Consider the following 24,753-nt stretch of genomic DNA (forward strand, 5'->3'; position numbering starts at 1 on the left):
CAAAAAGATAAGTATAGAGGGCGAGGCGCGCGGGAGGATTTTTGGGAACAATCTGGCGTAAAAAAGCCGGGCATGCCCGGCTCAGAATGGCGTAACTGAAGCGCTATCAGGAGACGTGCTGCAGGAACTCCTGCAGGCGCTGGCTCGGTGGATTGGCGATCAGCGCTTGTGGGTTACCGTCTTCAGCGATACGGCCCTTATCAATAAAGATCAGGCGGGAAGCCACTTTCTCAGCAAAGCCGATTTCGTGGGTCACGATGACCATCGTCATCCCTTCTTCAGCCAGATCCTGCATGACTTTAAGCACTTCGTGACGCAGTTCCGGGTCAAGCGCCGAGGTTGGCTCATCAAACAGCATCATCTTCGGTTTTACCGCCAGTGCGCGGGCGATGGCCACACGCTGCTGCTGTCCACCGGACAACTCAGAAGGGTAGTGATGAGCACGTTCCGCGAGGCCGACTTTAGCCAGCAGATCTTTTGCCAGCGTTTCCGCCGCCGCTTTGCTGGCGCCACGTACGCGCAGTGGACCAAACATTACGTTTTCCAGCGCCGTCAGGTGCGGGAACAGGTAGAACTGCTGGAACACCATGCCGGCTTCCTGACGAATCAGACGGTCGTCGACTTTCGGGTCATTCACCTTCAGGCCATCGACAATCAGATCGCCGCTGGTGATCTCTTCCAGCTTGTTGATGCAGCGCAGCAGGGTCGATTTACCGGAACCGGATGGCCCGATAATTACCACCACTTCACCCTGTTTGATGTTCAGATCGATATTGTGCAGCACCTGGGTTGGGCCAAAGTGCTTGGAAACGTTTTTAAATTCAATCACAGGATTTTCATCCTTCTTTCAAGACGACGCAGAACGAAACTCAGAACCAGAGTGATGATCAGGTAGACAACGGCTACCGCACTCCAGATTTCCAGCGCACGGAAGTTGCCCGCAATGATCTCCTGGCCCTGACGGGTCAGCTCAGCAACGCCGATAACGATGAACAGCGACGTATCCTTAATACTGATGATCCACTGGTTCCCCAGCGGTGGCAGCATGCGGCGCAGGGCCAACGGCAGAATGACGTGGCGGATCGTTTCGCGACGAGAAAGGCCTAACGCCAGACCCGCTTCACTGAAACCTTTATGAATCGACAGGACCGCACCACGGGTAATTTCCGCGATATAGGCACCTGAGTTGATCATAATGGTCACGACAGCGGCGCTGAACGGGTCAATGCGCAGGTCGGTGAAAGCCATTGGCAGGGCGAAGTAGATGAACATGACCTGAACGACAATTGGGGTGCCGCGGATCACTTCGATGAAAACCAGTGCGATGTGGTTTGCAATCCAGCCGCCGTAGGTGCGGGCGAAACCGGCGACAAGACCGATAATCAACCCACCAACCAGACCGAGGACCGAAATCCACAGGGTCATTTTAGCGCCTTCAAGCAAGATAGGAATGGCAGGCCAGATGGCGCTCCAGTCAAACTGCATGATAGTTTCCTGTTACTGTTACCGTGTTTCTAAAATAGCAGGGGCGAAAGGTCGCCCCCGAGTGAACGTCATTTTTAAGAATTATTATTTAGGCTCGGTACCGAACCATTTTTTGTAGATTTCGTTGTAGGTGCCGTTCTCTTTCAGGGTTTTCAGCGCGCCGTTAACTTTCGTACGCAGGTCGTCGCTGCCTTTCGGGAACGCAATACCGTACTGCTGGGCTTCCAGAGAATCACCGACGGCTTTGAACTTGCCGTTGCCCGCCGTTTTGATGAAGTACAGGATGTTAGGGGTATCGTGCAACACCGCGTCAGCACGGTTGGTACCCAGCTCCATGTAGGCGTTATCGATGTTCGGGAACTGACGCAGATCTTTGGTTTTGATGTTTGCCTTCGCGTAATCAACAGAACCGGTACCGCCTTTCACCGCGACGACTTTACCGTCGAGGTCTTTCACGCTTTTTACATCGTTATTATCGGCTTTCACCATCACCAGCAGGCCGCTTTTGTAGTAGCCGTCAGAGAAGTCGATCGCTTTTTTACGTTCTTCAGTAATGGTGATACCGGCCAGGGCCAGATCAACGTTTTTCGTTTGCAGTGCCGGGATGATGCCGCTGAAGTCCATTGGCTTCAGGGTGTAATCCAGTTTGAGTTCTTTTGCGATAGCAGCCCACAGATCAACATCAAAGCCAACGTACTTATCACCCTGTTTGAATTCAAACGGAACGAACGCCGTGTCGGTCGCCACAACCAGTTTGTCGGCAGCCTGGGAAGAGACCGCAAAAGCCAGGGTAAGTGCAGCCAGTGAAACTTTTAATACAGACTTCATAGCATTTCCTTTTATATCCACGGGGCGATCCCCTGCGAGAACGAGTGGCACAATGAAAAAATCGTGCCAACTTTACAAGCTGTTGTTTTACAAAGGGGATGATGTCATGCATTGCACAGAAAACGGGGCAATGAACTTTTATTGCACCAAAGTGGAGCACCGTTTTGGTGCGCGTCATTTGGCTCAACAGACGAAGCGTTATTTAGCGTAAATTCTGACGAAAAAACAATCTTCCGTTAACGGTTGTGTGAGGTGATTATTACAATTTCTTCACTTTTGCAGCGTCTCAGGCCAAAAGCGTGCACCATAGATGTGCAAAACCCTCACCGGAGGGCGAGGGTTGTATAGGAAATTCTTATGAATTATTCGATGTTGGACTCAATGAACCACAGGAACTGGTCCAGGTCGCGGGAAGCGGCGGTGAAGATATCCGCAGTATCTTCGTCTTTCGCTTCACCGATAGCTTTACGCACATCATTAGCCACTATCGCGTAGCGGTCTGCCAGCTCTTTCAGGTGATCCTGAACGGTATGGATATCCAGCGGATAACTTTTCAGTGGCGTCTTGCTGTTAATCACCTGCGTGGTACCCAGTGCCACACCGCCTAACTGTACGGCACGTTCGGCCATGGTATCGAGGTGGGTAACCAGTGCTGTGCGGAAGCCATCCAGCATTTCATGAACGGCAATAAAGTTTGCACCGCGCATATTCCAGTGGGCCTGTTTGGTGATCAGCGAAAGATCGATGAACTGGATCACCTGGCGATTCAGCAACTCAATGGTCGCTTTTTTGTCGCTATCCGATACATCGTTACGGGTATAAAGCAGATTAGACGCTTTCGTTTTCACCAGTTTAGCGGTACTCATAATCTCATATCCTCTTGATGTTTGTGTCCCAGGTAATTGCGGGATTAAGTATAGCACCGGATTTTTTCCCTGCGGGGAGGCTCTGCCTATCAGTTTAATAGCGAGAAGGACGTTGTGTTTGTAATGATATGAAATTAAAGGGATTATTTAAAATTGATGCAGATCAATCCTAATTCAGGAAAACGTTATCGACAGCGGGGAAATATTTCACGAAGAGTGCAAAGTATGTAAAAAAATATTTTAAACGGGAAACTGGCCTTTATTCTGCATGGCTATAAAGCCACGCAGAATATAGAGCGCTAATTGAGGTCAATTTTCTCAACTTTAGGTTCCGGGCGCATCGTCAGCGTTGAGCCCATTGAGGCGGCGATAATCGAACACAGGGCCAGCGTCTGGGTGAAGGTCAGGGTTTCCCCGAGGAAGACCATCCCTGACAGGGCGGCGAGCGCGGGCTCCATGCTCATCAGCGTGCCGAAAATGCGCGTCGGCAGGCGCGTAAGGGCTATCATCTCTAAAGAGTAGGGGAGTGCTGTGGAAAGAATGGCGACCGCCAGCCCGATGGGCATGACTGACCATTGCCAGATGGACTCGGTGGCCTGAGCCATACCCACCGGCACAAAGATGATAGCGGCAATCAATGAACCGATTGCCACCGTCGCCGGGCCATGCTCTTCCCCGGCGCGCTGTCCGGTCACTATATAGATAGCCCAGCAAGCACCCGCCCCCAGAGCCAGCGCCGCGCCCGTGAGATCGATCTCTGAAACGCTCTGGCCCAGCGGCAGCAGGAACCACAGGCCAAGAACGGCTAAAATTACCCAGATAAAGTCAACGGGACGACGGGACGAGAAAAGCGCTACCGCCAGCGGGCCAGTAAACTCCAGTGCCACGGCAATCCCCAGCGGAATTGTCTGGATGGAGAGATAGAACATGTAGTTCATCGCTCCCAGGGACAGCCCGTAAAAAAGCAGCGGTAAGCGTTGTTCTTTTTTAAAGCGTAAACGCCAGGGTTTGAAAATCACCACCAGGATCGCGGTTCCGAGGGCAATACGCAGGGCCGTGACCCCAGGCGCACCGACCAGCGGAAAGAGGGATTTGGCCAGCGAGGCACCGCTTTGAATGGACAACATGGCGATGAGTATGACGACAACCGGCAACCAGACCGACGACGAGCGGGATAACCCAGGCATCCTTTCTCCTGTCAACTTATGTCAAATGAAGTAAAGGTTGCAGTGTAAAGGAAATAAGCTGCAACGGTTGAGAGACCGTTGAAAAAAAAACGTGTAAATTCCGTAAAATGGTTAAGCGCTGGTGGATTTATCGCCTGTCAGATTAGGAATAATCTGGATGAATGTAACGGCGCAGGCGCGCAGTATGAGCGTTTTATAGCGAAAATTGTATGTGATTTGAATGAGATAGCTGACGCTGGAAACGTTCTGTTACAGGAAAGGTTCAGTTAGACATCACGAATCACAAAGAGTTTCGCAAATTTTTTTGATATATTTAAAACTTACGGACTTACTTGAAGCACATTTGAGGTGGTTATGAAAAAAATTGCATGTCTTTCAGCACTGGCCGCTGTACTGGCTGTTTCCGCAGGTACCGCTGTAGCTGCTACTTCTACTGTAACCGGTGGTTACGCTCAGAGCGATATGCAGGGCGTGATGAACAAAGCTAACGGTTTCAACCTGAAGTATCGTTACGAGCAGGATAACAACCCACTGGGCGTGATCGGTTCTTTCACCTACACCGAGAAAGATCGTTCTGAAAACGGCGCATACAACAAAGGCCAGTACTACGGCATCACCGCTGGTCCAGCTTACCGTCTGAACGACTGGGCAAGCATCTACGGTGTTGTAGGTGTTGGCTACGGTAAATTCCAGCAGACCGAAAACCAGGGTCTGAACCGCACTGCAAGCAACAGCGACTACGGCTTCTCCTATGGCGCGGGTCTGCAGTTCAACCCAATCCAGGACGTCGCTCTGGACTTCTCTTATGAGCAGAGCCGTATCCGCAACGTTGACGTTGGCACCTGGATCGCGGGCGTAGGTTACCGCTTCTAATCACTTCGGTGAGCCAGTAAAAAATCCGCCCAATGTGGCGGATTTTTTTTTACGTTAATCCCTCGCCTTGCATGAGAGGGTAGCAGATTGCCCGGATTATTTACTCTTAATATCGAAGATATCGGTTCCCAGATGGTTATAGTCAACTTTCTGTAACTTGAAGTTGGTAATGTAAACTGGGGGAGCCTTCTTGTTAGAGACAAACGGGTACGCATTTTTTATCTGCTGTGCCGAAATCCCCGTCCACTGCGAGAAGAAGGTCAGGAAATCATTGGCCGAACGCCGCGCTTTAATAATGCGATGCGTTTTATCATCACTCGACACAACCATAAACGGTACCTGGAAGTTCTGCTGGAACTTATCGTCGTGCGCCAGATACTGCACCTCTTTACCGCGCTCTTTAAACGCCAGCCCGTGATCCGAGAAGTAGACCATCGAGAAACTGTCACCCGTATTGCGCAACTGATCGTACAGCTTGCTGAGCAGGTCGTCGGTTTGCGTCATGGTGTAGAGATAGCATGAGGTCTCTTTGGACTGCACAAACTCTGCGTATTTACCGCCGGTCCGATCGCAGGCCTGCGGGTGAGACCCCATCAGGTGCAGAACAATCAGCTGCGGCTGGGTACGCGGAGAGGCAAAGACCTGCGCCGTCATTTTCAGCAACGCTTCATCTTTCGTGTTCTTGTCCGCTTCAAAATCACCGTTCTTCAGGAACTGCACTTCGTCGGCGCGTCTGGCGATACTGGCAATGGCCGTATCGTATTCGCCAATTTGCCCCTGATTGGAGAACCACCAGGTCTGGAAACCTGCGCGGTTCGCCAGGGTAACAAAGTTATCCTGAAACTGGGGTTTATCATCGACCACCCGGTTCAGCGTCAGGCCGAGAGATTTCTGCGTTGAGCCGCTGGCCGCAACATAATCGGTAAACAGGGTGCCTTTGACCGAACTGGCGAACGGCGTGTTGTCCCAGTGTCCGCCAAAGGCTCCCATGGCGTCGCGACGTGCACTTTCACCAATCACCACCACATAGGTGTGATATTTGGGCTTCACGGCCAGCACGTTCCAGGTGTCTTTCATATTTGAAAGCTCAGCCATACGTGCCTGTTCGTCGAGCACCTCTTTATTGTTAACGACGACGTCTTTCACAAATCGGAACACCGGATAGCCGGTATCCTTCAGCTTGAACACCCCACCCCAGGCCAGGTTTTGTACTGGTGCGACAAAGAATGCCACCACGCTGAACGCCAGGCACAGGTGCTCAATTTTTCCCCACGTTTTTTTCTCTTCCGCTTTACGGCGAACGGCTATCACGCCAAGGGCAAAGATAAAGAGGCCGACCACGTAGCTGTACCAGGGGAAGATCGTCAGGATCTCTGTCGACTCTTCCATATTGGTCGAGTGCAGCGCCAGCAGGGTATTAAAGTTCGGCGAGCCGTAAGCCTGACCAAACGGGAAATAGAGTGCAGCGACCAGGGAACAGATTCCGACTAACGTTTTTTGCGCGCGCGGAGCCGTTCGCCACAGCACATGCAATATGCAGGTAAAGGCCACGGCATAGAGCAGGCTAAAGGGATAGCCAAGCGCAAAGTTAATCAGTAATGACTGCAAAAAGTAAAATCCCGTCCACGGGCTTAAGGCCCGGCTACGGGTAACAACGGTGTCTATCAGGGTTAAATTCATAGGTCACTATCATGGATAAAAACGCCATGTGCTCACCCTGGCGTCAAGGGTCATAACCTGCCTGACAGTGCGTGGAGAGGGAATGAGGGTCCGCTTCAGCGAGCCGCAAATTGTGCAGGGCTGCAAGAAGATAGTGCGAGCGCTAAATAATAGCAACAGTTGCTAAGCAGATGTTTTGCGAAGGGGATTGCAAATCCGTAAAAAAGATCGGGAATAGGGCGGCTAAAAGCCAGTGTACAGAGGGTTTGTGACGGAAAAATGAAGCGGCGTACCGCAACGCCGCTTAGTGGGAAGGTTTGTCGTCCTGATGCGGGGGTTTGTTGTTAAACATATCGCACAGCATGTTCAACAGCATCAGGCGTACTTTAAAGGGGGAGTGGGTAAACACGTTCATACACCTCTTGAATTCGTTCATGAGACCTCCTGATTTTTGATCCCTTCGATCCGTGAAGGGTGACTGCATTACATACAGATATAGCACAGGCTATATTGTATAGCTATGGCTATTTCGTTAATTTTTTGTGCTTGTAGAGGGATGGTTTACAATGTGCGCTCTCGATACCGGGCGCTGGAAGCGTCACCCCACTGAGGAAGTACAATGAACCGTCGCGCAGGTAAGCCAACAATCAGAAAAACGACGCAACTGGTGAATGTTGAAGAACATGTCGAAGGTTTTCGCCAGGTACGTGAAGCGCACCGTCGTGAGCTGATTGATGACTATGTTGAACTGATTTCCGATTTGATTCGCGAGGTCGGGGAGGCGCGCCAGGTGGATATGGCTGCACGGCTGGGCGTTTCCCAACCGACAGTGGCAAAAATGTTAAAACGTCTGGCCTCCGTGGGCCTGATTGAAATGATCCCCTGGCGCGGCGTCTTTCTGACGCCGGAAGGGGAGAAACTCGCCCAGGAGAGTCGCGAGCGCCACCAGCTCGTCGAAAACTTCTTACTGGTGCTGGGCGTAAGCCCGGAAATTGCCCGCCGGGACGCGGAAGGAATGGAACACCACGTCAGCGAAGAGACGCTGGTTAAGTTTCGCGAATTTACCCTTAAATATGGTCCCTCCGCTGAATGAACATCCCCGGACTGCAGGCCCTGGCACGCGATCGTTTCTTCCATCTCTTATTCATCATTGGCGCAGTACTGAGCATCTTTGTGCCGTTTGCGCCACACACCTGGCCTGCGGTGATTGACTGGCGCACCATCATTACCCTCAGTGGCCTGATGATGCTTACCAAAGGGGTAGAGTTGAGCGGCTATTTTGACGTCCTGGGACGTAAAATGGTGCGCCGCTTTGCCACTGAACGCCGTCTGGCGCTGTTTATGGTGTTCTCTGCTGCGGTGCTGTCGACGTTTCTGACCAACGACGTGGCGCTGTTTATCATCGTGCCACTCACGCTCACGTTGCGTAAGCTCTGCGAGATCCCGGTTAGCCGGCTGATCATCTTCGAGGCGCTGGCCGTTAACGCCGGTTCGCTTCTGACCCCTATTGGCAACCCACAAAATATTCTCCTGTGGGGACGCTCCGGGCTGTCGTTTGCCGCTTTTACCTGGCAGATGGCTCCGCTGGCGCTGGTGATGATGGTGTCGCTGCTGGCGGTCTGCTGGTTCGCGTTCCCGGTTAAAAAACTGCAGTACCACAGCGGTACCACGGGCCCGCAGTGGCAGCCGCGTCTGGTGTGGAGTTGTCTGGCGCTGTACATCGTTTTCCTGTTCGCGCTGGAACTGAAGTATGAACTGGCGGGCGTACTGCTCGTCGCCGCCGGTTTTTTATTCCTGGCGCGGCGCGTGCTGGTCAGCGTGGACTGGACGTTACTGCTGGTCTTTATGGTGATGTTTATTGATGTGCATCTGCTTATCCAGCTTCCGGTACTGCAACACGTTTTGCACAGCGTCAGTGGCCTGTCGCAGCCGGGATTGTGGCTCACGGCGATTGGTCTGTCACAGTTCATCAGCAACGTGCCTTCCACCATTTTACTCCTCAACTACGTTCCCCCTGACACGCTGCTGGCGTGGGCGGTGAATATCGGCGGGTTTGGGCTGCTGCCCGGTTCGCTTGCTAACCTGATTGCCCTGCGTATGGCTAACGATCGTCGTATCTGGTGGCGTTTCCATGTCTGGTCGATCCCGATGCTGATTTGGGCCGCGGCGATCGGTTTCGGAATTTTCCTTCTCATATAGTGCGCAATTTGTCAGTTTTTCCTGGCAAACGTATAGCAACGTCCTAGCTTTAGTGAACGGCATAGTGTGATGCCGCTCACTGACAGGACTGTTGCTGACCTATGGCTGAAGATCAAAACCTGCCTGCTGACGAGCAGGAAAACAACACTAAACAGCGTAAGCGCCCGGGCAAAAAACCGTTAATCATCCTTGGCATTGTCGTGGTGGTGATGGTTATCGTGGCGCTGGTCTGGTGGTTTTTAACCCGTAACGAAGAGACCACTGACGACGCCTTTACCGACGGTGATGTGGTGACGATTGCCCCGAAAACGGCAGGCTATGTCACCGAGCTGCGCGTGCGCGATAACCAGCGGGTGAAAAAGGGTGACCTGCTGGTGGTTATCGATCCGCGTGATACCACCGCCCAGCGCGATCAGGCGCAGGCCCAGCTTGGGCTGGCGATCGCCCAGCTGCATCAGGCTCAGGCGCAGCTGGCGCTGTCAAAAGTCCAGTATCCCGCTCAGCGTGATGAAGCTAAAGCGCAGGTGATTAAAGCGCAGGCCGATCTGGCCAATGCGCAGGCGGAGTATCGCCGCCAGCGAGGCGTTGACCCGCGAGCGACCACCCAGCAAAGTATTGATACCGCCAATGCCCAGCTGCGCAGTGCCCAGGCGGGCCTGGCAAGTGCGCAGGCGCAGCTTGAAGTGGCGGAGCAGGTACAGCTGCAGATCCGCCAGCAGGAGACCAATGTGGAAGCGCGTCAGCGCCAGGTCGATCAGGCCAAAGCGCAGCTGGAAACCGCGACGCTGAACCTCTCTTACACCGAAGTCCGCGCCCCGTTTGACGGTTTTGTCACTAAACGCAACGTCCAGCCCGGCACCCTGGTGCAGGCGGGTACCGCGCTGTTTTCACTGGTCTCTCCGAATGTGTGGGTGGTGGCGAACTTTAAAGAGTCGCAACTCGAACGCATGAAGCCGGGCGATAAGGTCGAGGTGTCCGTAGATGCCTGGCCGGATATGGCGCTCGAAGGCCATGTCGACAGTATTCAACAGGGCAGCGGCTCGCGCTTCTCCGCCTTCCCGTCGGAAAACGCTACCGGTAACTTTGTCAAAATCGTTCAGCGCGTGCCGGTGAAGATCGTGATTGATAAAGGGCTGGATCCCAACAAACCGCTGCCGCTTGGACTGTCGGTTGCACCGAAGGTGACAGTGGAATGACGGATCACAGCCACGACAACTGGCGACCTGCCAGTAATCCGTGGGCGGTGGCGATTGTGGTCACGCTGGCGGTGTTTATGGAAATCCTCGACACCACTATCGTTAACGTGGCACTCCCGCATGTGGCCGGGTCGCTCTCGTCCAGCTACGACGAATCCACCTGGGTATTGACCAGCTACCTGGTGGCAAACGGCATAGTGCTGCCGATATCGGCTTTCCTGAGCCGGGTTTTTGGCCGCAAGCAGTTCTTCCTCATCTGCATCGTGATGTTCACCGTCTGTTCGTTCCTGTGCGGGATCGCCACCGAGCTATGGCAAATCATTCTCTTTCGCGTAATGCAGGGCTTTTTCGGCGGGGGGCTGCAGCCCACGCAGCAGTCGGTGCTGCTCGACTACTTTAAACCCGAGGACCGGGGTAAAGCGTTTGGTCTGTCGTCAATCGCCATCATCGTTGCGCCGGTACTTGGCCCGACGCTGGGCGGCTGGATCACCGATAACTACTCCTGGCGCTGGGTTTTCTTCATCAACATTCCGGTGGGGATTGTAACGGTGCTGGCGATCTACCAGCTGCTGGAAGACCCGCCATGGGAAAGCAAATCGAAAGAGAAGCTGTCTATCGACTGGACGGGGATCGGCCTGATCGCGCTGGGGCTGGGCTGCCTGCAGGTGATGCTCGACCGGGGAGAAGATGAGGACTGGTTTTATTCGAACTTTATTCGCACCTTCGCCGTGCTGACGCTCATCGGCATTATTGGAGCGATTTACTGGCTGATGTATGCCAAAAAACCGGTGGTAGATCTGCACTGCATGAAAGATCGCAACTTCGCCATCTCCAGCCTGCTGATGGCGGGCATGGCGATGATTCTGTACGGCAGTTCGGTGGTGATTCCGCAGCTTGCACAGCAGGATCTGGGCTACACCGCCACCTGGTCGGGGCTGGTGCTTTCGCCGGGCGCCGTGTTGATCGTATTGACTATCCCGCTGGTGCTGAAGCTGATGCCGGTGGTGCAGACGCGCTGGATTATCGCTTTCGGTTTTACCTGCCTGGCGGTGTCGTTCTTCTGGTCACGTACGCTGACCCCGGATATCGATTTCGAAACGCTGGTGTTGTTCCGCAGCGCCCAGTCGATAGGGCTTGGGTTCCTGTTTGTTCCTCTCACCACCATTGCTTTTATTTCGATACCGAGGCGGCTGAACGCCGATGCGGCGGCGCTGTTCACCATGTTCCGCAACGTGGCGGGCTCAATTGGCATCTCGCTTTCTACGGCGGCCATTACCGAACGTTCCCAGGCGCACAGCGCGCATCTGGCCTATCACGCGTCACCGTTTAATGAACAGTTCCAGCTGGCGATACGCGAAAGCGCACAGGCGATCCAGAACTTCACCACTCAGGTCGGGGACCCTACCGGTATCGCCACCGGGCGCATGTACCAGACCATGATCGAGCAGTCGCGCTTCCTGGCGTATATCGACGTGTTCACCATTCTGAGCGTGGTAGCCATGTTACTGATTCCGTTTTGTTTGTTGCTCTCGCCGGTTAAGAGCGAGGGGAGTGCAGGAGCACATTGATGATACACAGACGTTTAACCCCCCTGATGATCATGCTGCTGGCAGGCTGCGCCGTGGGGCCGGATTACCAGCCGCCGGCGTCGCAGACCCCGACACACTGGAACGATCCGGGTGACAGCGGCGTGAAGTCAAAAACGGCCTCGATGGCAACCAACCCACGCTGGTGGAAAACCTTCGGTTCACCGCAGCTGGACAGCCTGATAGAGCGCGCGATCGCGGGAAATTTATCCCTGCAGCAGACGGTGTTGCGTATTGCCGGGGCGCGCGAACAGATTAACCAGGCGGGTGGGGCGTTTTACCCTTCCGTAAACGGTAATCTGCAGGCCACGCGCCAGCAGCTTGGGCTGGAGGGAGAGCTGAAATCCCACGGCGTGTACGACCAGCTTGATAACGTGGATCCTGAACTCAGGGGCGCGCTAGGACCGCTGACGCAGCCGATCAATCTTTACCAGGGGAGCTTCGATGCGCAGTGGGAAATCGACCTGTGGGGCAAGGTGCGCCGACAGGTAGAGGCTGCCGAAGCGCAGCAGAAAGCGGCGATAGAGCAGCGTAACGACGCGCTGGTGTCGCTGGAGGCGGAAGTGGCGCGCGCATGGCTGCAGCTGCGGGGGGCGCAGAGCATCATTGCCACGCTGAACACCCAGATTAAGAGTGCGCAACAAACCCTGGAACTCACCGAAAGCCGCCAGCGGGGCGGGCTGTCACCGCAGATGGACGTTGAAAATGCGCGTGCCCAGTTGGGGAACCTCGAAGCGCAGCTTCCTCAGTATCAGGCCCAGGCACGGCAGGCAATGAATGGCCTCGCGATTTTACTCGGCAAGCCGCCGGGGGCGCTGGATGCGGAGCTGCAGTCGGCGCAGCCGATGCCCGCCCTGCCGGATATTGTACAAACGGGTATCCCCTCCACGCTGGCCCGTCGTCGTCCTGACGTGCGCGAGGCGGAAGCCAATCTACACGCCGCCACGGCGCAAATCGGCGTTTCCGTGGCGCAGCTGTTCCCGAGCTTTACCCTCTCCGGGCAGTTTGGTCTGCGAAACAGCGAAACCAACTGGCTGACGGACTGGAGCAGCCACTTCTACAGCTTCGGCCCGCAGGTCTCGATACCGATTTTCCAGGGCGGAAGACTGGTCTCGAGCGTGAAGGTGGCGCGTGCGCAGCAGGGCGCGGCAGTGCTCGACTACCGCCAGACAGTGCTCACCGCGCTCGGGGACGTGGAGAATGCGCTGGTGAGTTACCGCACCGATCAGCAGCGTGAAGCCGGCCTTGCCAAAACCATCGATGCGTTGCAAAACGCGTTCGATTTGGCGAGCGACAGCTACCGGCAGGGGATCGCCAGCTTTATTGACGTGCTGGATGCCCAGCGGCAGCTGGCGCAGGCGCAGCAGCAACGCGCGCAGGCGCAGGTGCAGAGCGCTCTCGATCTGGTGGCGCTCTACAAAGCGCTGGGCGGCGGCTGGGAGCCGTATCAGCAGGTGCAATTACCGGATTACAAGGTCTTTGGTGAGGCTCCGCGCGGATAAGATTCAGAGGATTGGGCAAGAAACGGACAGGAACACCACATTCGCGATGGCTATGGGGCGGGTATAACTATCGGGTACCCATCGAACGACATGCGAGGATTATCTTATGCGTTATCAAAAACTGGGCAATACCGGTCTGTTTGTGTCTGAACTGTGCCTTGGCACCATGACCTTTGGCGGAGAAGGCGGCATGTGGGGCAAGATTGGTCAGCTGCAGCAAAGTGAAGCCGAGCAGCTGGTGGGCCGTGCACTGGATGCCGGAATTAATTTCATCGATACCGCGGATGTGTATTCGGAAGGGCGCTCGGAGGAGATCACCGGCCAGGCGCTGAAGAACCTGAAAATTCCGCGCGAAAATGTGGTGGTTGCCACCAAAGTGTTTGGCGAAACGGGCACGGCCGGGGTGAACTCCCGCGGCAGTTCGCGCTATCACATCATCAGTAGCGTCAAAGAGAGCCTGCGCCGTCTGCAGCTCGATCATATCGATCTGTATCAGCTCCACGGTTTTGACCCGGCAACCCCTGTCGAAGAGATGCTCTACGCGCTGGATAACCTGGTACAGCATGGGCACGTGCGTTATATCGGCGTCTCTAACTGGGCGGCGTGGCAGATTGCCAAAGCGCTGGGCATTTCCGAACGCCTTGGACTGGCGCGTTTTGCTTCACTGCAGGCGTATTACACCATCGCCGGGCGCGATCTTGAGCGTGAACTGATACCGATGATGCAGAGTGAAGGCGTCGGGTTGATGGTCTGGAGCCCACTGGCAGGCGGTCTGCTTAGCGGAAAATATGGCCGTGACGGGCAGAGTGAATCCGGCGGTCGCCGCCTGGAATTTGACTTCCCGCCGGTGAATAAAGAGCGTGCTTTCGATTGTGTGGATGTGATGCGCACCCTGGCCGAGCGCAAGGGTGTCTCTGTGGCGCAAATTGCGCTGGCGTGGTTGCTGCATCAGAAGGCCGTAACCAGCGTCATTATTGGTGCCAAACGTGTCGACCAGCTGGACGACAACATTGCCGCCACCGGGATCCGTTTAAGCGAAGACGAGCTTAAACAGCTTGATGCCGTCAGCGCGCTGCCGCGCGAATACCCGGGCTGGATGCTGGAGCGGCAGGGTGAATATCGTCGTCATCAGCTCGCACAACAATAACCGTCCTTCTCCCGGTCTCGCTTCGCTGACCGGGTTTTTTTCCCGCCTTGCTCACAAAAAACGATCCTCCTCTTTGATTGATTTTTCGTCTTCGCCTATATGACTAGTCATGAAATTTTAAATGACTAGTCATATAGGGAGCGATCATGAATCAATTTCTGCCAGCCAATTTTTTATGGGGCAATTCCGTATCCAGTATGCAGACGGAGGGAGCCTGGAATGAGGGAGGAAAGGGAATGTCGGTTTATGACATTCGCGAAGCCGGGGAGAACGTTTCTGACTGGAAAGTCGCGACCGATTCCTACCACCGCTATCGGGAAGATTTCGACCTGATGCAGGATCTGGGCATGAACTGCTACCGCTTTCAGATCGCCTGGAGCCGCGTATGTCCACAGGGCGACGGTGACTTCAACGACGAAGGTATCGCCTTTTATGACCGCTTTATTAACGATTTAATTGCCCGCGGCATTGAGCCGATGATCTGCCTCTACCACTTCGATATGCCGCTGGCGCTGGCGCAGGAGTACAACGGTTTTAACGATCGCCGTGTGATGGACGCGTTTATCCGCTACGGCAAAAAGATGATCGACTGTTACGGCGACCGGGTGAAGTACTGGCTGACGTTTAACGAGCAGAACATCTTCCACATGCCGGAAGCCTTCCGGATCTCGGGCTATATGAAAGGCGAGAAAACCCTGCGCGAGCTGTATGAACTGCAGCACCACACCATGGTCGCGCATATGACCCTGACCGAATACCTGCACCAGACCCGTCCGGGCCAGCTGATGGGCGGTATGCTGGCGCACCAGCTGGTCTATCCGGCGACCTGTAAACCGCGTGATATCTTCTGCGCCCAGCAGTATGACGAATTCCTCAACCAGAACCTGCTGCGTGTCTTTGCCGGCCAGGGTTACAGCCCGGCGGTGATGGCCGTCGTGGAACAACAAGGTTTTGCGGATATCTACCGCGCTGAGGATCTTGCGCTGCTGGCGCGTACCAAAAACGACTATATGGCCTTCAGCTACTACGCCAGTAAAACCCTCGACAGCGATGCGATCCCCGAAGGAACGCCGGTCAACGATTACCTTCTGCACGGTGATAAAAATAACCCGTACCTGAAAGCGACCGAATGGAACTGGCAGATTGATCCGCTGGGCTTTCGCACCATCATCACCCGCTATTACAACGACTGGCGTATGCCGGTATTCCCGATTGAAAACGGTATTGGGGTGATCGAGTCCTGGGACGGTGTGAATCCGATTGAAGATACCTACCGTATTGACTACCACCGGGCGCATATCGAGGCGATGAAACAAGCCATGTTTGAGGATGGCGCAGAGGTGATCGGTTACCTCGGCTGGGGCTTAATCGACATTCTGAGTTCACAGGGAGACATGCGTAAGCGTTACGGCGTGGTCTATGTGAACCGTGAAAACTACGACCTGAAAGACTTAAAGCGCGTACCGAAGAAGAGCTACGCATGGTTGAAACAGGTTATCCATACCAACGGACGCGAGATGTAAGCCGTACGCTGCCGGGCCGTTTTTGTGACTGATTGAAGGGAAATATCCGCTATGTCTGAAACAAAAATAACACCGCATATGCAGTCTTTTGTCGACAGATTTGTTGAGTTCTCGGCGCGCCTGGCAAACCAGGTGCACCTGCGTTCCCTGCGCGATGCCTTCGCCACGGTCATGCCCATTTTCATCCTTGCCGGTCTGGCGGTGCTGGTGAATAACGTGGTATTCCCATGGATTTTTGAAGGCGACACGCTGGCGCATTTTAAGGTGTGGGGCGAGGCTATTATTAACGGTACGCTGAATATCGCCGCGCTGTTGCTGGCACCGATGATTGCCTGGTCGCTGGCACGCAACAAAGACTTCGACAACCCGGTCTCGGCAGTGGTTATCGCCATCAGCAGTTTTATCATTATGATGCCGATGCGCTTACAGCTCACGCCCGTCGGCAGCGACGCCACGGTGAACGTCACGCAGGTGCTGACGTTCTCCAATATTGGCTCAACCGGCATTTTTGCCGGGGTGCTGATTGGTCTGCTCTCAACGGAACTGTTTATCGCCATTTCTCGTCTGAAAGCGCTGCACATTTCTTTAGGTGAAAATGTACCGCCTGCGGTCAGCAAATCGTTTACCGCGCTGATCCCGACGATCCTGACGCTTTCCCTGTTTGCCATACTGGCCGCGCTTCTGGCGAACGTCTTGCACACGGATCTCATCCACCTGATCACCACTTTTATTCAGCAGCCGCTGCGCCTGATCAACACCAGCCTGCCGGGCACGATTTTTATCTATAGCTTTGGTAACTTCCTGTTCACGCTTGGGATCCATCAGTCGGTGGTTAACAGCGTGGTGCTGGAGCCGTTTCTGCTGATCAACACCAACGAGAATATGCTGGCCTTTGCCAACGGTCAGCCTGTCCCACATATCATCAATAATATCTTTGTACCGACCTTTGGTATGGTGGGGGGCACCGGCAGCACGATTTCACTGTTGATTGCCATTTTCGTCTTCTCACGGCAAAAATCGGCGAAACAGGTGGCCCGTTTGTCGCTGGCGCCGGGTCTGTTTAACATCAACGAGCCGGTCATTTTTGGCCTGCCGATTGTGTTCAACCTGCCGCTGATGATCCCCTTTGTGCTGCTACCTGCCATAGGTATCTGGTTTGCGTGGTTCTGTACTACCCTGGGGTTAATGTCGCGCTGTGTGGTTATGATCCCGTGGACAACTCCGCCCATTCTGAGCGCCTGGCTGGCAACGGCAGGGGACTGGCGCGCCGTGGTCGTGCAGTTGGCAATCATTGTATTTGGTGTATTCTTCTACCTGCCTTTCCTCAAAATTGCCGAGAGAGTGGCATTAAAAAACAGCGGGACAGAAAACTAACAAAAAGGAAGGACGATGGCGGCGAAGTACATCACCATAGCGCGGGAAATTAAGAAACGCATTATTAGCCAGCAATACGCCGCCAACGAACCGCTCCCGGACCAGTTTGCCCTGGCGGCGGAGTTCAGCACCAGCCGGATGACCATACAGCAGGCCATACGCCAGTTAATTGTGGAAGGGCTGATCTATACCCGTCAGGGGCAGGGGACGTTTATCCGCAAAAATTTCCTGCAACTCTCGCAGTGGGATCTTTCCGGCAGCGACTACTTCGGCGCAACAAAAACCTGGGAGCATCTGGGCACCGTTTCCAGCGTCGTGGTCCATTTCGAGCTGCGCTTTCCGAACGAGAAGGAGCAGGCCTCGCTGATGATTAACGCCGATGCGCCTGTCTATGACTTTGTTCGTCTGCGTCTGCTCAACGGTGAGCCGATGTCGCTGGACTCCACCGTTATGCCGCTTAATCTGGTGCCCGGTCTGAATAAAAGCCATCTTGAAGGCTCCGTGTTCCGCTACGTGCAGGAGACGCTGGGGCTGAAAATTATGGGGTCGTACCGGGTGGTGCGGGCGCTAAAACCGAACGCGCTGGATATGCAACACCTTATCTGCGAGCAGACCGATCCGGTGCTGGAGGTGGAGCAGGTTATCTATCTGGAGGATGGCACACCGCTTGAGTATGCCCACTGTCACTACCGTTACGACCACGGTGGGATAGTTATCGTCAATAACGGATAAAAAAAAGCGGGCATCAGAGCCCGCTTTTTTATTCTCAGACCCGGTCAGCAAAGCGCCACCGGGCAGAGGGTCAGTTCAGACGCACTGGCATACCAGAACGGTTCTGAACGGCCTGGTCAACAATCGCTGTCTCTACATCCGGCTGAGAGGTCACGGACTGCACCGCGCTGTTCAGCGTAACCGGAACGATTTCGTTGTTGTTGATCTGGTCTTCGCTGGTGGACAGCGGGTTATGTACTTCAATGTAACGGCTGCCATCCGGCTCAGACGTCGCTTTAACCGGTTCGTTGATGAACTGGACGCGGGTACCGACCGGCACGTTTTCGAACAGGAATTTGATGTCTTCGTTACGCAGACGTACGCAGCCGTGGCTTACGCGCAGGCCGATACCGAAGTTGGCGTTGGTCCCGTGAATCGCGTACAGACGGCCAATGTACAGCGCGTACAGACCCATTGGGTTATCCGGGCCTGCCGGTACAACGGCTGGCAGGGGTTCACCCGCAGCGATGTACTCTGCGTGCATTTTGGCGGTTGGCGTCCAGGTTGGACCTGCTTTCTTACGCTCAACTTTGGTCGTCCAGTTCATTGGGGTGTCTTTACCCAGCTGGCCGATACCGATTGGCAGCACGATAACCGTGTTGGTGCCTTTCGGGTAGTAATACAGACGCATTTCCGCGCTGTTGATGACGATACCTTCATGGACGGTATCCGGCAGGATCAGCTGCTGAGGAATGTTCAGCACGGTACCGGCTTTAGGCAGATACGGGTCAACACCCGGATTCGCTTCCAGCATGTTAGACAGGCCCAACTGGTACTGCGCCGCGAAATATTCCAGTGGCTGAGCGTTACCTTCAGGCACCGTGACCACCTGGTTTTGACCAACCAGACGGCTACCGTCTGTCGGCAGCGGATAAGTCACCGCAGAAGCGGTTTTGCAAAAACCTACTACGGCTAACGCCGCCGCAAAAAGCGTTGTTAATTTCATGTTCATGTTGTGCGAGGTATCTAAGCCATTCCGGCGATGAGTTGATAAGTCTGAATCTTGATGGGAGCGCATTATATGTGCATTCCCGCTAACAGGGAATTCAGATGTGTACGAAATCACATTTTTTTCGATTTTGTTAAAGTTTAGCGGATTGCCGCAACGCGGGATCTCAATTCGGAATTGTGGCATAATGCCGTGTTTATCACACTTTTCGCAGGAATCTCCCCGTGTTAGTTACCAGCAACGTCACCATATAGTTTCAAAGGGGGAAATTAAGAGATGCGGAGAGAAGTTTCTTTCATCCTGCTTGCGTACATTGGTCAGTCTTCGTTGTTTAAAATTTTGGTTTCATTTGGGTCAATATCCTTATACTGGCCTGGTGGTTTTAACCACTCAACCCAAGAATATCATAAGGTCAACCAGCAAATCGGACCCACTGTTCAGCCCGGATAAATTTTAAATTGCATTTTTTTTTCTTTCTGTTATGGTGGGAGGTTGAATAAATACATTCGTAAACTTTGTTCCGTAGTATTTCTCTCCTCCAAAACATCCCCAACGTCAGATATAAGGCGGCTTTGCGCTATCGCAAATGCCCTCATTTTACCGTGGTTTTAGGTAGTAACTATGTAGGAGGTGTGATCTCTTTCTGAATACAAAAAGGCTAATTTAACAATGATGCAACAATCTGAAATGCAGTTTCAATCGTCGATTTTATCGACAACAAGTTTTCGTACCATCTACCATGAACACGGACGTTACAAAACCATTAATGGCAACTCCTTTGTTTATGATGGTCACGAATACCGGGTTAACACAAGAATCGGATCTGGTGTTCGTCATGATATACTTATGCCGATAGTTAACGAACTGAAAGCAATCCTGAAGCTCTACAGTCGAGTGTTCCTGACCCGTTTTGATCTCCACCTCCCTGAGTTCACTTCTGTTGAAGCAGGTAACAAATACATACGCAACCTGTTCAAACGATTACGTGACCGCCTGGAGTCTGGAAACAACGGTTTATCAGAACCTATCATCGATTTTGCTTACGGTTGGGTTTGCGAACAGGAAAAGGCTTCACAACCCCATTACCATTGCTGGATTGCACTTCCACATCGTTCGGTAAGGTGGTTTGGAACGCCAGAAAGAGGGATCGCTGGTATTATTACGGAAATCTGGATGAAACTGACAGGTGGGAAAGCAACACTTGTGAACTTGTCTAAAGCCACTAAAGACTATCCCGATCACTACGTCATTCATCGTGATGATCCTTCGACACTCGAAGGTCCGGTATTCTGGCTTTCTTACCTGGCAAAAGAACGCGGGAAGTCGCAGACAGGGAAGGGAACGCGCTTGTATTCAACATCGAAATTGAGTGGTAAAGCACTGAATTCGTAAATGTCGCACTGGAAGCCCGTAGAGCGTTTTTCTTTCCAAGGTATGCAATCGCATTACCCATATCATAAAAAACGCTTACAGCTTCGCTCAGAGCGTTTTAAGGCATGATTTGAACCTGATTAACTTTAGCTTCGGTCAATTGCATGATAGTTCAACGATAGTTGCTTTGCTTATAGATTCATACATTTCTTCAAAATTCCGAGCGAAGCGAGGGACACGAACGTAGTGAGTGTCTAATGTCTACTATTATATTTTTATATTTTATATATAGAGAAAAGTAGACATATCCGTATACTTTTTAACCAGTTTGGCTATCCGTCTTCGCTTCGCTTGACGAAACTCGCTTCGCTCGTAATTCAGGACATCACTTCAGCATTTGAAGCAAGTACACGAACGTAGTGAGTGTTTAATGTATTCACAGCCCGCAGAATGTTTTGTTCGATGATTATTGTCCGGTCGGGATCGAGAAAAAAGTATTAGATCAGATTTGGCCTGACACAGCTTTGCCGCAGAGCCGGAGGCAATTTGACATTCCGCCCCTTGCCAGAAGCGTAAGTTGAACAACCATCTGTGCGATCAAAATATGACAATACTTTGATGGTGTAGCGGGTATTACTACCTTAAGGAAGGTGCGAACAAGTCCCTGATATGAGATCATGTTTGTCATCTGGAGCCATGGAACAGGGTTCATCATGAGTCATCAACTTACCTTCGCCGACAGTGAATTCAGCAGTAAGCGCCGTCAGACCAGAAAAGAGATTTTCTTGTCCCGCATGGAGCAGATTCTGCCATGGCAAAACATGGTGGAAGTCATCGAGCCGTTTTACCCCAAGGCTGGTAATGGCCGGCGACCTTATCCGCTGGAAACCATGCTACGCATTCACTGCATGCAGCATTGGTACAACCTGAGCGATGGCGCGATGGAAGATGCTCTGTACGAAATCGCCTCCATGCGTCTGTTTGCCCGGTTATCCCTGGATAGCGCCTTGCCGGACCGCACCACCATCATGAATTTCCGCAACCTGCTGGAGCAGCATCAACTGGCCCGCCAATTGTTCAAGACCATCAATCGCTGGCTGGCCGAAGCAGGCGTCATGATGACTCAAGGCACCTTGGTCGATGCCACCATCATTGAGGCACCCAGCTCGACCAAGAACAAAGAGCAGCAACGCGATCCGGAGATGCATCAGACCAAGAAAGGCAATCAGTGGCACTTTGGCATGAAGGCCCACATTGGTGTCGATGCCAAGAGTGGCCTGACCCACAGCCTAGTCACCACCGCGGCCAACGAGCATGACCTCAATCAGCTGGGTAATCTGCTGCATGGAGAGGAGCAATTTGTCTCAGCCGATGCCGGCTACCAAGGGGCGCCACAGCGCGAGGAGCTGGCCGAGGTGGATGTGGACTGGCTGATCGCCGAGCGCCCCGGCAAGGTAAGAACCTTGAAACAGCATCCACGCAAGAACAAAACGGCCATCAACATCGAATACATGAAAGCCAGCATCCGGGCCAAGGTGGAGCACCCATTTCGCATCATCAAGCGACAGTTCGGCTTCGTGAAAGCCAGATACAAGGGGTTGCTGAAAAACGATAACCAACTGGCGATGTTATTCACGCTGGCCAACCTGTTTCGGGCGGACCAAATGATACGTCAGTGGGAGAGATCTCACTAAAAACTGGGGATAACACCTTAAATGGCGAAGAAACGGTCTAAATAGGCTGATTCAAGGCATTTACGGGAGAAAAAATCGGCTCAAACATGAAGAAATGAAATGACTGAGTCAGCCGAGAAGAATTTCCCCGCTTATTCGCACCTTCCCTCTGTCTGCGGAAACTGTCAGTGCGAGTCAAAGCCAATACACTTATTTGAACTAGCTTACCAATTCCTTTTTGATCCGGTAGAACGTTGCACGACTGATATCAGCAGCTTTCATTATGTGGGCTGGTTTAACGTTCTGCGCCAGCATTTCGCGAACAGTCTCACGGGCTTCCATATCTTTTTCTTTCCCCGTATACAAACCTGCCTGTTTTGCTCTCTCGATCCCCTGTGCCTGACGTTTACGCCGAGTTTCATAATCCTGTCGTGCCATTGTTGCGAGGATATCGATTAGCATGGAGTTGACTGCCCGAAGAATGCCACTGGTAAGGTCATTACCGGACATTTCAACCATCTGCCAACTGGTCGGTAAGTCCATTGATACGATTACCAGCCCTTTACTATTCAACGTAGCTTTGAGTTCAGCCCATTCTTCATGTTGAAGACGACTGAGACGGTCAATTGCTTCAATAAGAAGCAGATCACCGGGTTGTGCTTCCACCAGTAGATGCATGAGTTCAACACGATCAAGCTTCGCACCACTTGCATTCTCAACGTATTCTCCGGCAACCGACCAGTTTTTGCTTTGCGCAAATTCGCGCAGGCTAACTAATGCACGATCAGCATGTTGGCCTTCCGTAGATGCACGGCAGTAGATACGGACATTCATTATGTATTCTCTTTGAAATATCAATCCAATATCCATATGATACATTACGTTATTTTGCTGTCAATAGAGTTAAATTTAAACCCTATTGATACTTTGTGTCATGGTCTTTATCAGGTATACCTAAAAGAGATATTGTTCGGATGGTATTCAGATCTTGCTTGGGGTATACGATTTGGTCAGTTTCTGTAGCTGAAGCACTCCGGTTTCATTTCAGCAGGTCTTAATCAAATTCAGTGTGCCATACATGCGGCACGAAAAAGTCTGGCATCAATGTGACCAGTTCTATCACCCACCACAGTCACTACAGTGGCCACACAGTTGGGGACCCAAAGGATGTTGTTTACCATTTTGCAATGGTTGACAGCTACCCGAAAGCAACTCCTCTTCGAGAGCGCTCAATTCCTCAGTTAATCGGGTTTGCAATTTTAGTTTGTTGAACCCATCCACACTGGGCGTAAGTGTATAGTTGTGATAACTGTCAACTTTTCTTCTCTCTTCTGTTCAGAATAAATTAATGTTCAGGCGTTATGATAAATAGATGTTATCGCCACCATGGCGCGGTCTTTACAGGAATAAATCTCACCATTTTTATATTTTCACCACAGTACCTCAAAATTTCATATACCAAAACTGAACTTGGCCGGGTAGTATTGGCTGCTTAGTATTAACTGTAGATGCTGTTATTAGGAGTTTCAGGTGCAGGTAAACAAACTTACGGATGATATTGATATTAGTTCTCATGAGCGTTTCCTCGCGGCCCGTAAAAGCACATGGGTTAGTGTGCTTGTTAATTGTTTTCTGACATCCGGGCAAGTGATTACTGGCGTATTTTCCGGATCTCAGGGGCTTATTGCGGATGGTATCCATTCTCTGTCTGATTTAGTTTCAGACTTTGTGGTGCTTATTGCTAATCATAAAAGTAAAAAAAATCCCGATGATGACCATCACTACGGGCATCATCGTTATGAAAATGGTGCATCATTAATTCTGGGGACAATTTTATTCATTGTTGGCATCGGGATGTTATGGTCAGCAGCAAATAAAATGCAACAACCAGATGATATTCCTCAGGTACATATTGTTGCTCTGTGGGTGGCCTTAGCCGCACTGGTTATCAAAGAGCTTCTTTTTCGCTATATGCTGGCAGTAGCAACCCGAGTAAAATCCACTATGCTGGTTGCCAATGCCTGGCATGCCCGCTCTGATGCCGCCTCATCTTTGGTGGTGGCTATTGGTATTATTGGTAGTTTATCAGGGTTTAAATTGCTTGATCCGGTAGCTGCACTGGTTGTGGGACTGGTTGTGACCAGAATGGGATATTCATTTATGTCAGATTCGCTTCATGACTTGATGGACAGGGCCGTGGATATTGAAACTGAAAATAGTATAAAAACAACATTATTGTCCACGCCTGGGGTCGAAGGCATCCATGACCTCAAGACCAGAAAAATGGGGGACCTTGTTGTGGTTGATGTTCATCTGGAAATTGATGGTGATTTATCAGTGAAAGTAGGACATGACATTGCTGTTTTGGCCAGGAAATCAGTTTTAGATAATCATCATGTTTTAAATGTTATGACACATGTTGACCCTTATTTTAAAGGTGATAATAGTCCTGGTTGCGGGGGCAAATAATCCTGAAAAATAATATGAATGCTGCTGTTTTTTGAGAAGATTGGGAAGGGATTATTTTTTTGCGCAATATTACCCCTTCTGACTGTGAAAACGAG

General features: G+C 52.3%; 22 protein-coding genes and 1 pseudogene. 13 read left to right on the plus strand and 10 right to left on the minus strand.

Going from position 1 to position 24,753, the window contains the following annotated elements; all coding sequences use genetic code 11:
* Nucleotides 1-106: 106 nt before the first annotated feature.
* The 5 genes from glnQ to rhtA all read right to left on the minus strand — a co-directional run bounded on the left by glnQ (nucleotide 107) and on the right by rhtA (nucleotide 4,366).
* A complete protein-coding gene (glnQ, locus tag HV340_RS06700; RefSeq protein ID WP_014169252.1) occupies nucleotides 107-829 on the minus strand; it encodes a glutamine ABC transporter ATP-binding protein GlnQ in 723 nt (240 codons plus the stop codon).
* The gene (glnP, locus tag HV340_RS06705) at nucleotides 826-1,485 is read right to left on the minus strand and encodes a glutamine ABC transporter permease GlnP (protein WP_014169254.1); all 660 of its coding nucleotides are present in this window, start codon (nucleotides 1,483-1,485) and stop codon (nucleotides 826-828) included. Before glnP ends, glnQ begins: the two co-directional genes overlap by 4 nt.
* Nucleotides 1,486-1,569: 84 nt before the next feature.
* Entirely contained in the window at nucleotides 1,570-2,313 is a 744-nt protein-coding gene (gene glnH / locus HV340_RS06710) for a glutamine ABC transporter substrate-binding protein GlnH (RefSeq protein ID WP_014883108.1), read from the minus strand.
* A 362-nt stretch (nucleotides 2,314-2,675) separates the two neighbouring features.
* Entirely contained in the window at nucleotides 2,676-3,179 is a 504-nt protein-coding gene (dps, locus tag HV340_RS06715; RefSeq protein ID WP_010428924.1) for a DNA starvation/stationary phase protection protein Dps, read from the minus strand.
* 299 nt (nucleotides 3,180-3,478) lie between these two features.
* Entirely contained in the window at nucleotides 3,479-4,366 is an 888-nt protein-coding gene (rhtA, locus tag HV340_RS06720) for a threonine/homoserine exporter RhtA (protein WP_020884911.1), read from the minus strand.
* 354 nt (nucleotides 4,367-4,720) lie between these two features.
* Here rhtA and ompX point away from each other — a divergent pair, with 354 nt between their 5' ends.
* Entirely contained in the window at nucleotides 4,721-5,239 is a 519-nt protein-coding gene (gene ompX / locus HV340_RS06725; RefSeq protein WP_020884910.1) for an outer membrane protein OmpX, read from the plus strand.
* A 96-nt stretch (nucleotides 5,240-5,335) separates the two neighbouring features.
* On the opposite strand, the gene HV340_RS06730 is transcribed toward ompX, so the two are convergent.
* Nucleotides 5,336-6,919, minus strand: coding sequence for a phosphoethanolamine transferase (locus HV340_RS06730; protein WP_025204621.1), 1,584 nt, complete (start codon nucleotides 6,917-6,919; stop codon nucleotides 5,336-5,338).
* 283 nt (nucleotides 6,920-7,202) lie between these two features.
* Nucleotides 7,203-7,334: a manganase accumulation protein MntS gene (gene mntS, locus HV340_RS06735; RefSeq protein WP_020884908.1), complete on the minus strand. Its 132-nt coding sequence runs from the start codon at nucleotides 7,332-7,334 to the stop codon at nucleotides 7,203-7,205.
* A 183-nt stretch (nucleotides 7,335-7,517) separates the two neighbouring features.
* Between mntS and mntR the strand changes: the two genes are divergently transcribed.
* The 9 genes from mntR (at nucleotide 7,518) to HV340_RS06780 (ending at nucleotide 18,157) form a co-directional block, all read left to right on the plus strand.
* Nucleotides 7,518-7,991: a manganese-binding transcriptional regulator MntR gene (gene mntR / locus HV340_RS06740; RefSeq protein WP_014169260.1), complete on the plus strand. Its 474-nt coding sequence runs from the start codon at nucleotides 7,518-7,520 to the stop codon at nucleotides 7,989-7,991.
* A complete protein-coding gene (locus tag HV340_RS06745) occupies nucleotides 7,988-9,097 on the plus strand; it encodes an anion transporter (protein ID WP_040016987.1) in 1,110 nt (369 codons plus the stop codon). The genes mntR and HV340_RS06745 overlap by 4 nt, the downstream gene beginning before the upstream one ends.
* A 101-nt stretch (nucleotides 9,098-9,198) precedes the next feature.
* Entirely contained in the window at nucleotides 9,199-10,293 is a 1,095-nt protein-coding gene (locus tag HV340_RS06750) for an HlyD family secretion protein (protein ID WP_020884906.1), read from the plus strand.
* On the plus strand, nucleotides 10,290-11,861 hold the full coding sequence (locus HV340_RS06755) for a DHA2 family efflux MFS transporter permease subunit (protein ID WP_047357135.1): 1,572 nt from the start codon (nucleotides 10,290-10,292) through the stop codon (nucleotides 11,859-11,861). Before HV340_RS06750 ends, HV340_RS06755 begins: the two co-directional genes overlap by 4 nt.
* Nucleotides 11,861-13,381 carry an efflux transporter outer membrane subunit gene (locus HV340_RS06760; protein ID WP_063925235.1) on the plus strand — a complete coding sequence of 507 codons (1,521 nt, stop codon included), beginning with the start codon at nucleotides 11,861-11,863 and terminating at the stop codon, nucleotides 13,379-13,381. The genes HV340_RS06755 and HV340_RS06760 overlap by 1 nt, the downstream gene beginning before the upstream one ends.
* Before the next feature lie 106 nt (nucleotides 13,382-13,487).
* A complete protein-coding gene (locus tag HV340_RS06765; RefSeq protein ID WP_014169266.1) occupies nucleotides 13,488-14,528 on the plus strand; it encodes an aldo/keto reductase in 1,041 nt (346 codons plus the stop codon).
* Between the two features lie 146 nt (nucleotides 14,529-14,674).
* Nucleotides 14,675-16,051: a glycoside hydrolase family 1 protein gene (locus HV340_RS06770; RefSeq protein WP_063925234.1), complete on the plus strand. Its 1,377-nt coding sequence runs from the start codon at nucleotides 14,675-14,677 to the stop codon at nucleotides 16,049-16,051.
* A 51-nt stretch (nucleotides 16,052-16,102) separates the two neighbouring features.
* Nucleotides 16,103-17,425, plus strand: coding sequence for a PTS transporter subunit EIIC (locus tag HV340_RS06775; RefSeq protein ID WP_032677738.1), 1,323 nt, complete (start codon nucleotides 16,103-16,105; stop codon nucleotides 17,423-17,425).
* 15 nt (nucleotides 17,426-17,440) lie between these two features.
* Nucleotides 17,441-18,157: a GntR family transcriptional regulator gene (locus tag HV340_RS06780; RefSeq protein ID WP_014169269.1), complete on the plus strand. Its 717-nt coding sequence runs from the start codon at nucleotides 17,441-17,443 to the stop codon at nucleotides 18,155-18,157.
* Between the two features lie 70 nt (nucleotides 18,158-18,227).
* Here the strand turns inward: HV340_RS06780 and ldtB are convergent, their stop codons facing one another.
* Nucleotides 18,228-19,148, minus strand: a complete 921-nt coding sequence (gene ldtB / locus HV340_RS06785) for a L,D-transpeptidase (protein WP_025204618.1) — start codon at nucleotides 19,146-19,148, stop codon at nucleotides 18,228-18,230.
* Between the two features lie 666 nt (nucleotides 19,149-19,814).
* Here ldtB and HV340_RS06790 point away from each other — a divergent pair.
* Together HV340_RS06790 and HV340_RS06795 are read left to right on the plus strand one after the other, a co-directional pair.
* Nucleotides 19,815-20,537 carry an inovirus-type Gp2 protein gene (locus HV340_RS06790; protein ID WP_057057595.1) on the plus strand — a complete coding sequence of 241 codons (723 nt, stop codon included), beginning with the start codon at nucleotides 19,815-19,817 and terminating at the stop codon, nucleotides 20,535-20,537.
* 692 nt (nucleotides 20,538-21,229) lie between these two features.
* A complete protein-coding gene (locus tag HV340_RS06795) occupies nucleotides 21,230-22,210 on the plus strand; it encodes an IS5-like element IS5 family transposase (protein WP_059346264.1) in 981 nt (326 codons plus the stop codon).
* A 198-nt stretch (nucleotides 22,211-22,408) separates the two neighbouring features.
* Here the strand turns inward: HV340_RS06795 and HV340_RS06800 are convergent, their stop codons facing one another.
* The gene (locus tag HV340_RS06800) at nucleotides 22,409-23,023 is read right to left on the minus strand and encodes a recombinase family protein (protein ID WP_032730990.1); all 615 of its coding nucleotides are present in this window, start codon (nucleotides 23,021-23,023) and stop codon (nucleotides 22,409-22,411) included.
* A 351-nt stretch (nucleotides 23,024-23,374) separates the two neighbouring features.
* Nucleotides 23,375-23,479, minus strand: a pseudogene (locus HV340_RS24410) (reverse transcriptase); the annotation flags it as partial.
* 240 nt (nucleotides 23,480-23,719) lie between these two features.
* On the opposite strand from HV340_RS24410, the gene HV340_RS06805 reads away from it, so the two are divergent.
* On the plus strand, nucleotides 23,720-24,658 hold the full coding sequence (locus tag HV340_RS06805; RefSeq protein ID WP_033145009.1) for a cation diffusion facilitator family transporter: 939 nt from the start codon (nucleotides 23,720-23,722) through the stop codon (nucleotides 24,656-24,658).
* Nucleotides 24,659-24,753 lie beyond the last annotated feature (95 nt).

Origin of the sequence: Enterobacter sp. RHBSTW-00975 (genome assembly GCF_013615235.1) — a bacterium.
In the GTDB taxonomy this organism is placed as follows: domain Bacteria; phylum Pseudomonadota; class Gammaproteobacteria; order Enterobacterales; family Enterobacteriaceae; genus Enterobacter; species Enterobacter ludwigii.

Bases quoted from the DNA above. Each gene is read 5' to 3' on its own strand.
- glnP (WP_014169254.1), bottom strand. From the start codon at position 1,485: ATGCAGTTTGACTGGAGCGCCATCTGGCCTGCCATTCCTATCTTGCTT.
- glnH (WP_014883108.1), bottom strand. From the start codon at position 2,313: ATGAAGTCTGTATTAAAAGTTTCACTGGCTGCACTTACCCTGGCTTTT.
- dps (WP_010428924.1), bottom strand. From the start codon at position 3,179: ATGAGTACCGCTAAACTGGTGAAAACGAAAGCGTCTAATCTGCTTTAT.
- rhtA (WP_020884911.1), bottom strand. From the start codon at position 4,366: ATGCCTGGGTTATCCCGCTCGTCGTCGGTCTGGTTGCCGGTTGTCGTC.
- ompX (WP_020884910.1), top strand. From the start codon at position 4,721: ATGAAAAAAATTGCATGTCTTTCAGCACTGGCCGCTGTACTGGCTGTT.
- HV340_RS06730 (WP_025204621.1), bottom strand. From the start codon at position 6,919: ATGAATTTAACCCTGATAGACACCGTTGTTACCCGTAGCCGGGCCTTA.
- mntS (WP_020884908.1), bottom strand. From the start codon at position 7,334: ATGAACGAATTCAAGAGGTGTATGAACGTGTTTACCCACTCCCCCTTT.
- mntR (WP_014169260.1), top strand. From the start codon at position 7,518: ATGAACCGTCGCGCAGGTAAGCCAACAATCAGAAAAACGACGCAACTG.
- HV340_RS06745 (WP_040016987.1), top strand. From the start codon at position 7,988: ATGAACATCCCCGGACTGCAGGCCCTGGCACGCGATCGTTTCTTCCAT.
- HV340_RS06750 (WP_020884906.1), top strand. From the start codon at position 9,199: ATGGCTGAAGATCAAAACCTGCCTGCTGACGAGCAGGAAAACAACACT.
- HV340_RS06755 (WP_047357135.1), top strand. From the start codon at position 10,290: ATGACGGATCACAGCCACGACAACTGGCGACCTGCCAGTAATCCGTGG.
- HV340_RS06760 (WP_063925235.1), top strand. From the start codon at position 11,861: ATGATACACAGACGTTTAACCCCCCTGATGATCATGCTGCTGGCAGGC.
- HV340_RS06765 (WP_014169266.1), top strand. From the start codon at position 13,488: ATGCGTTATCAAAAACTGGGCAATACCGGTCTGTTTGTGTCTGAACTG.
- HV340_RS06770 (WP_063925234.1), top strand. From the start codon at position 14,675: ATGAATCAATTTCTGCCAGCCAATTTTTTATGGGGCAATTCCGTATCC.
- HV340_RS06775 (WP_032677738.1), top strand. From the start codon at position 16,103: ATGTCTGAAACAAAAATAACACCGCATATGCAGTCTTTTGTCGACAGA.
- HV340_RS06780 (WP_014169269.1), top strand. From the start codon at position 17,441: ATGGCGGCGAAGTACATCACCATAGCGCGGGAAATTAAGAAACGCATT.
- ldtB (WP_025204618.1), bottom strand. From the start codon at position 19,148: ATGAACATGAAATTAACAACGCTTTTTGCGGCGGCGTTAGCCGTAGTA.
- HV340_RS06790 (WP_057057595.1), top strand. From the start codon at position 19,815: ATGATGCAACAATCTGAAATGCAGTTTCAATCGTCGATTTTATCGACA.
- HV340_RS06795 (WP_059346264.1), top strand. From the start codon at position 21,230: ATGAGTCATCAACTTACCTTCGCCGACAGTGAATTCAGCAGTAAGCGC.
- HV340_RS06800 (WP_032730990.1), bottom strand. From the start codon at position 23,023: ATGAATGTCCGTATCTACTGCCGTGCATCTACGGAAGGCCAACATGCT.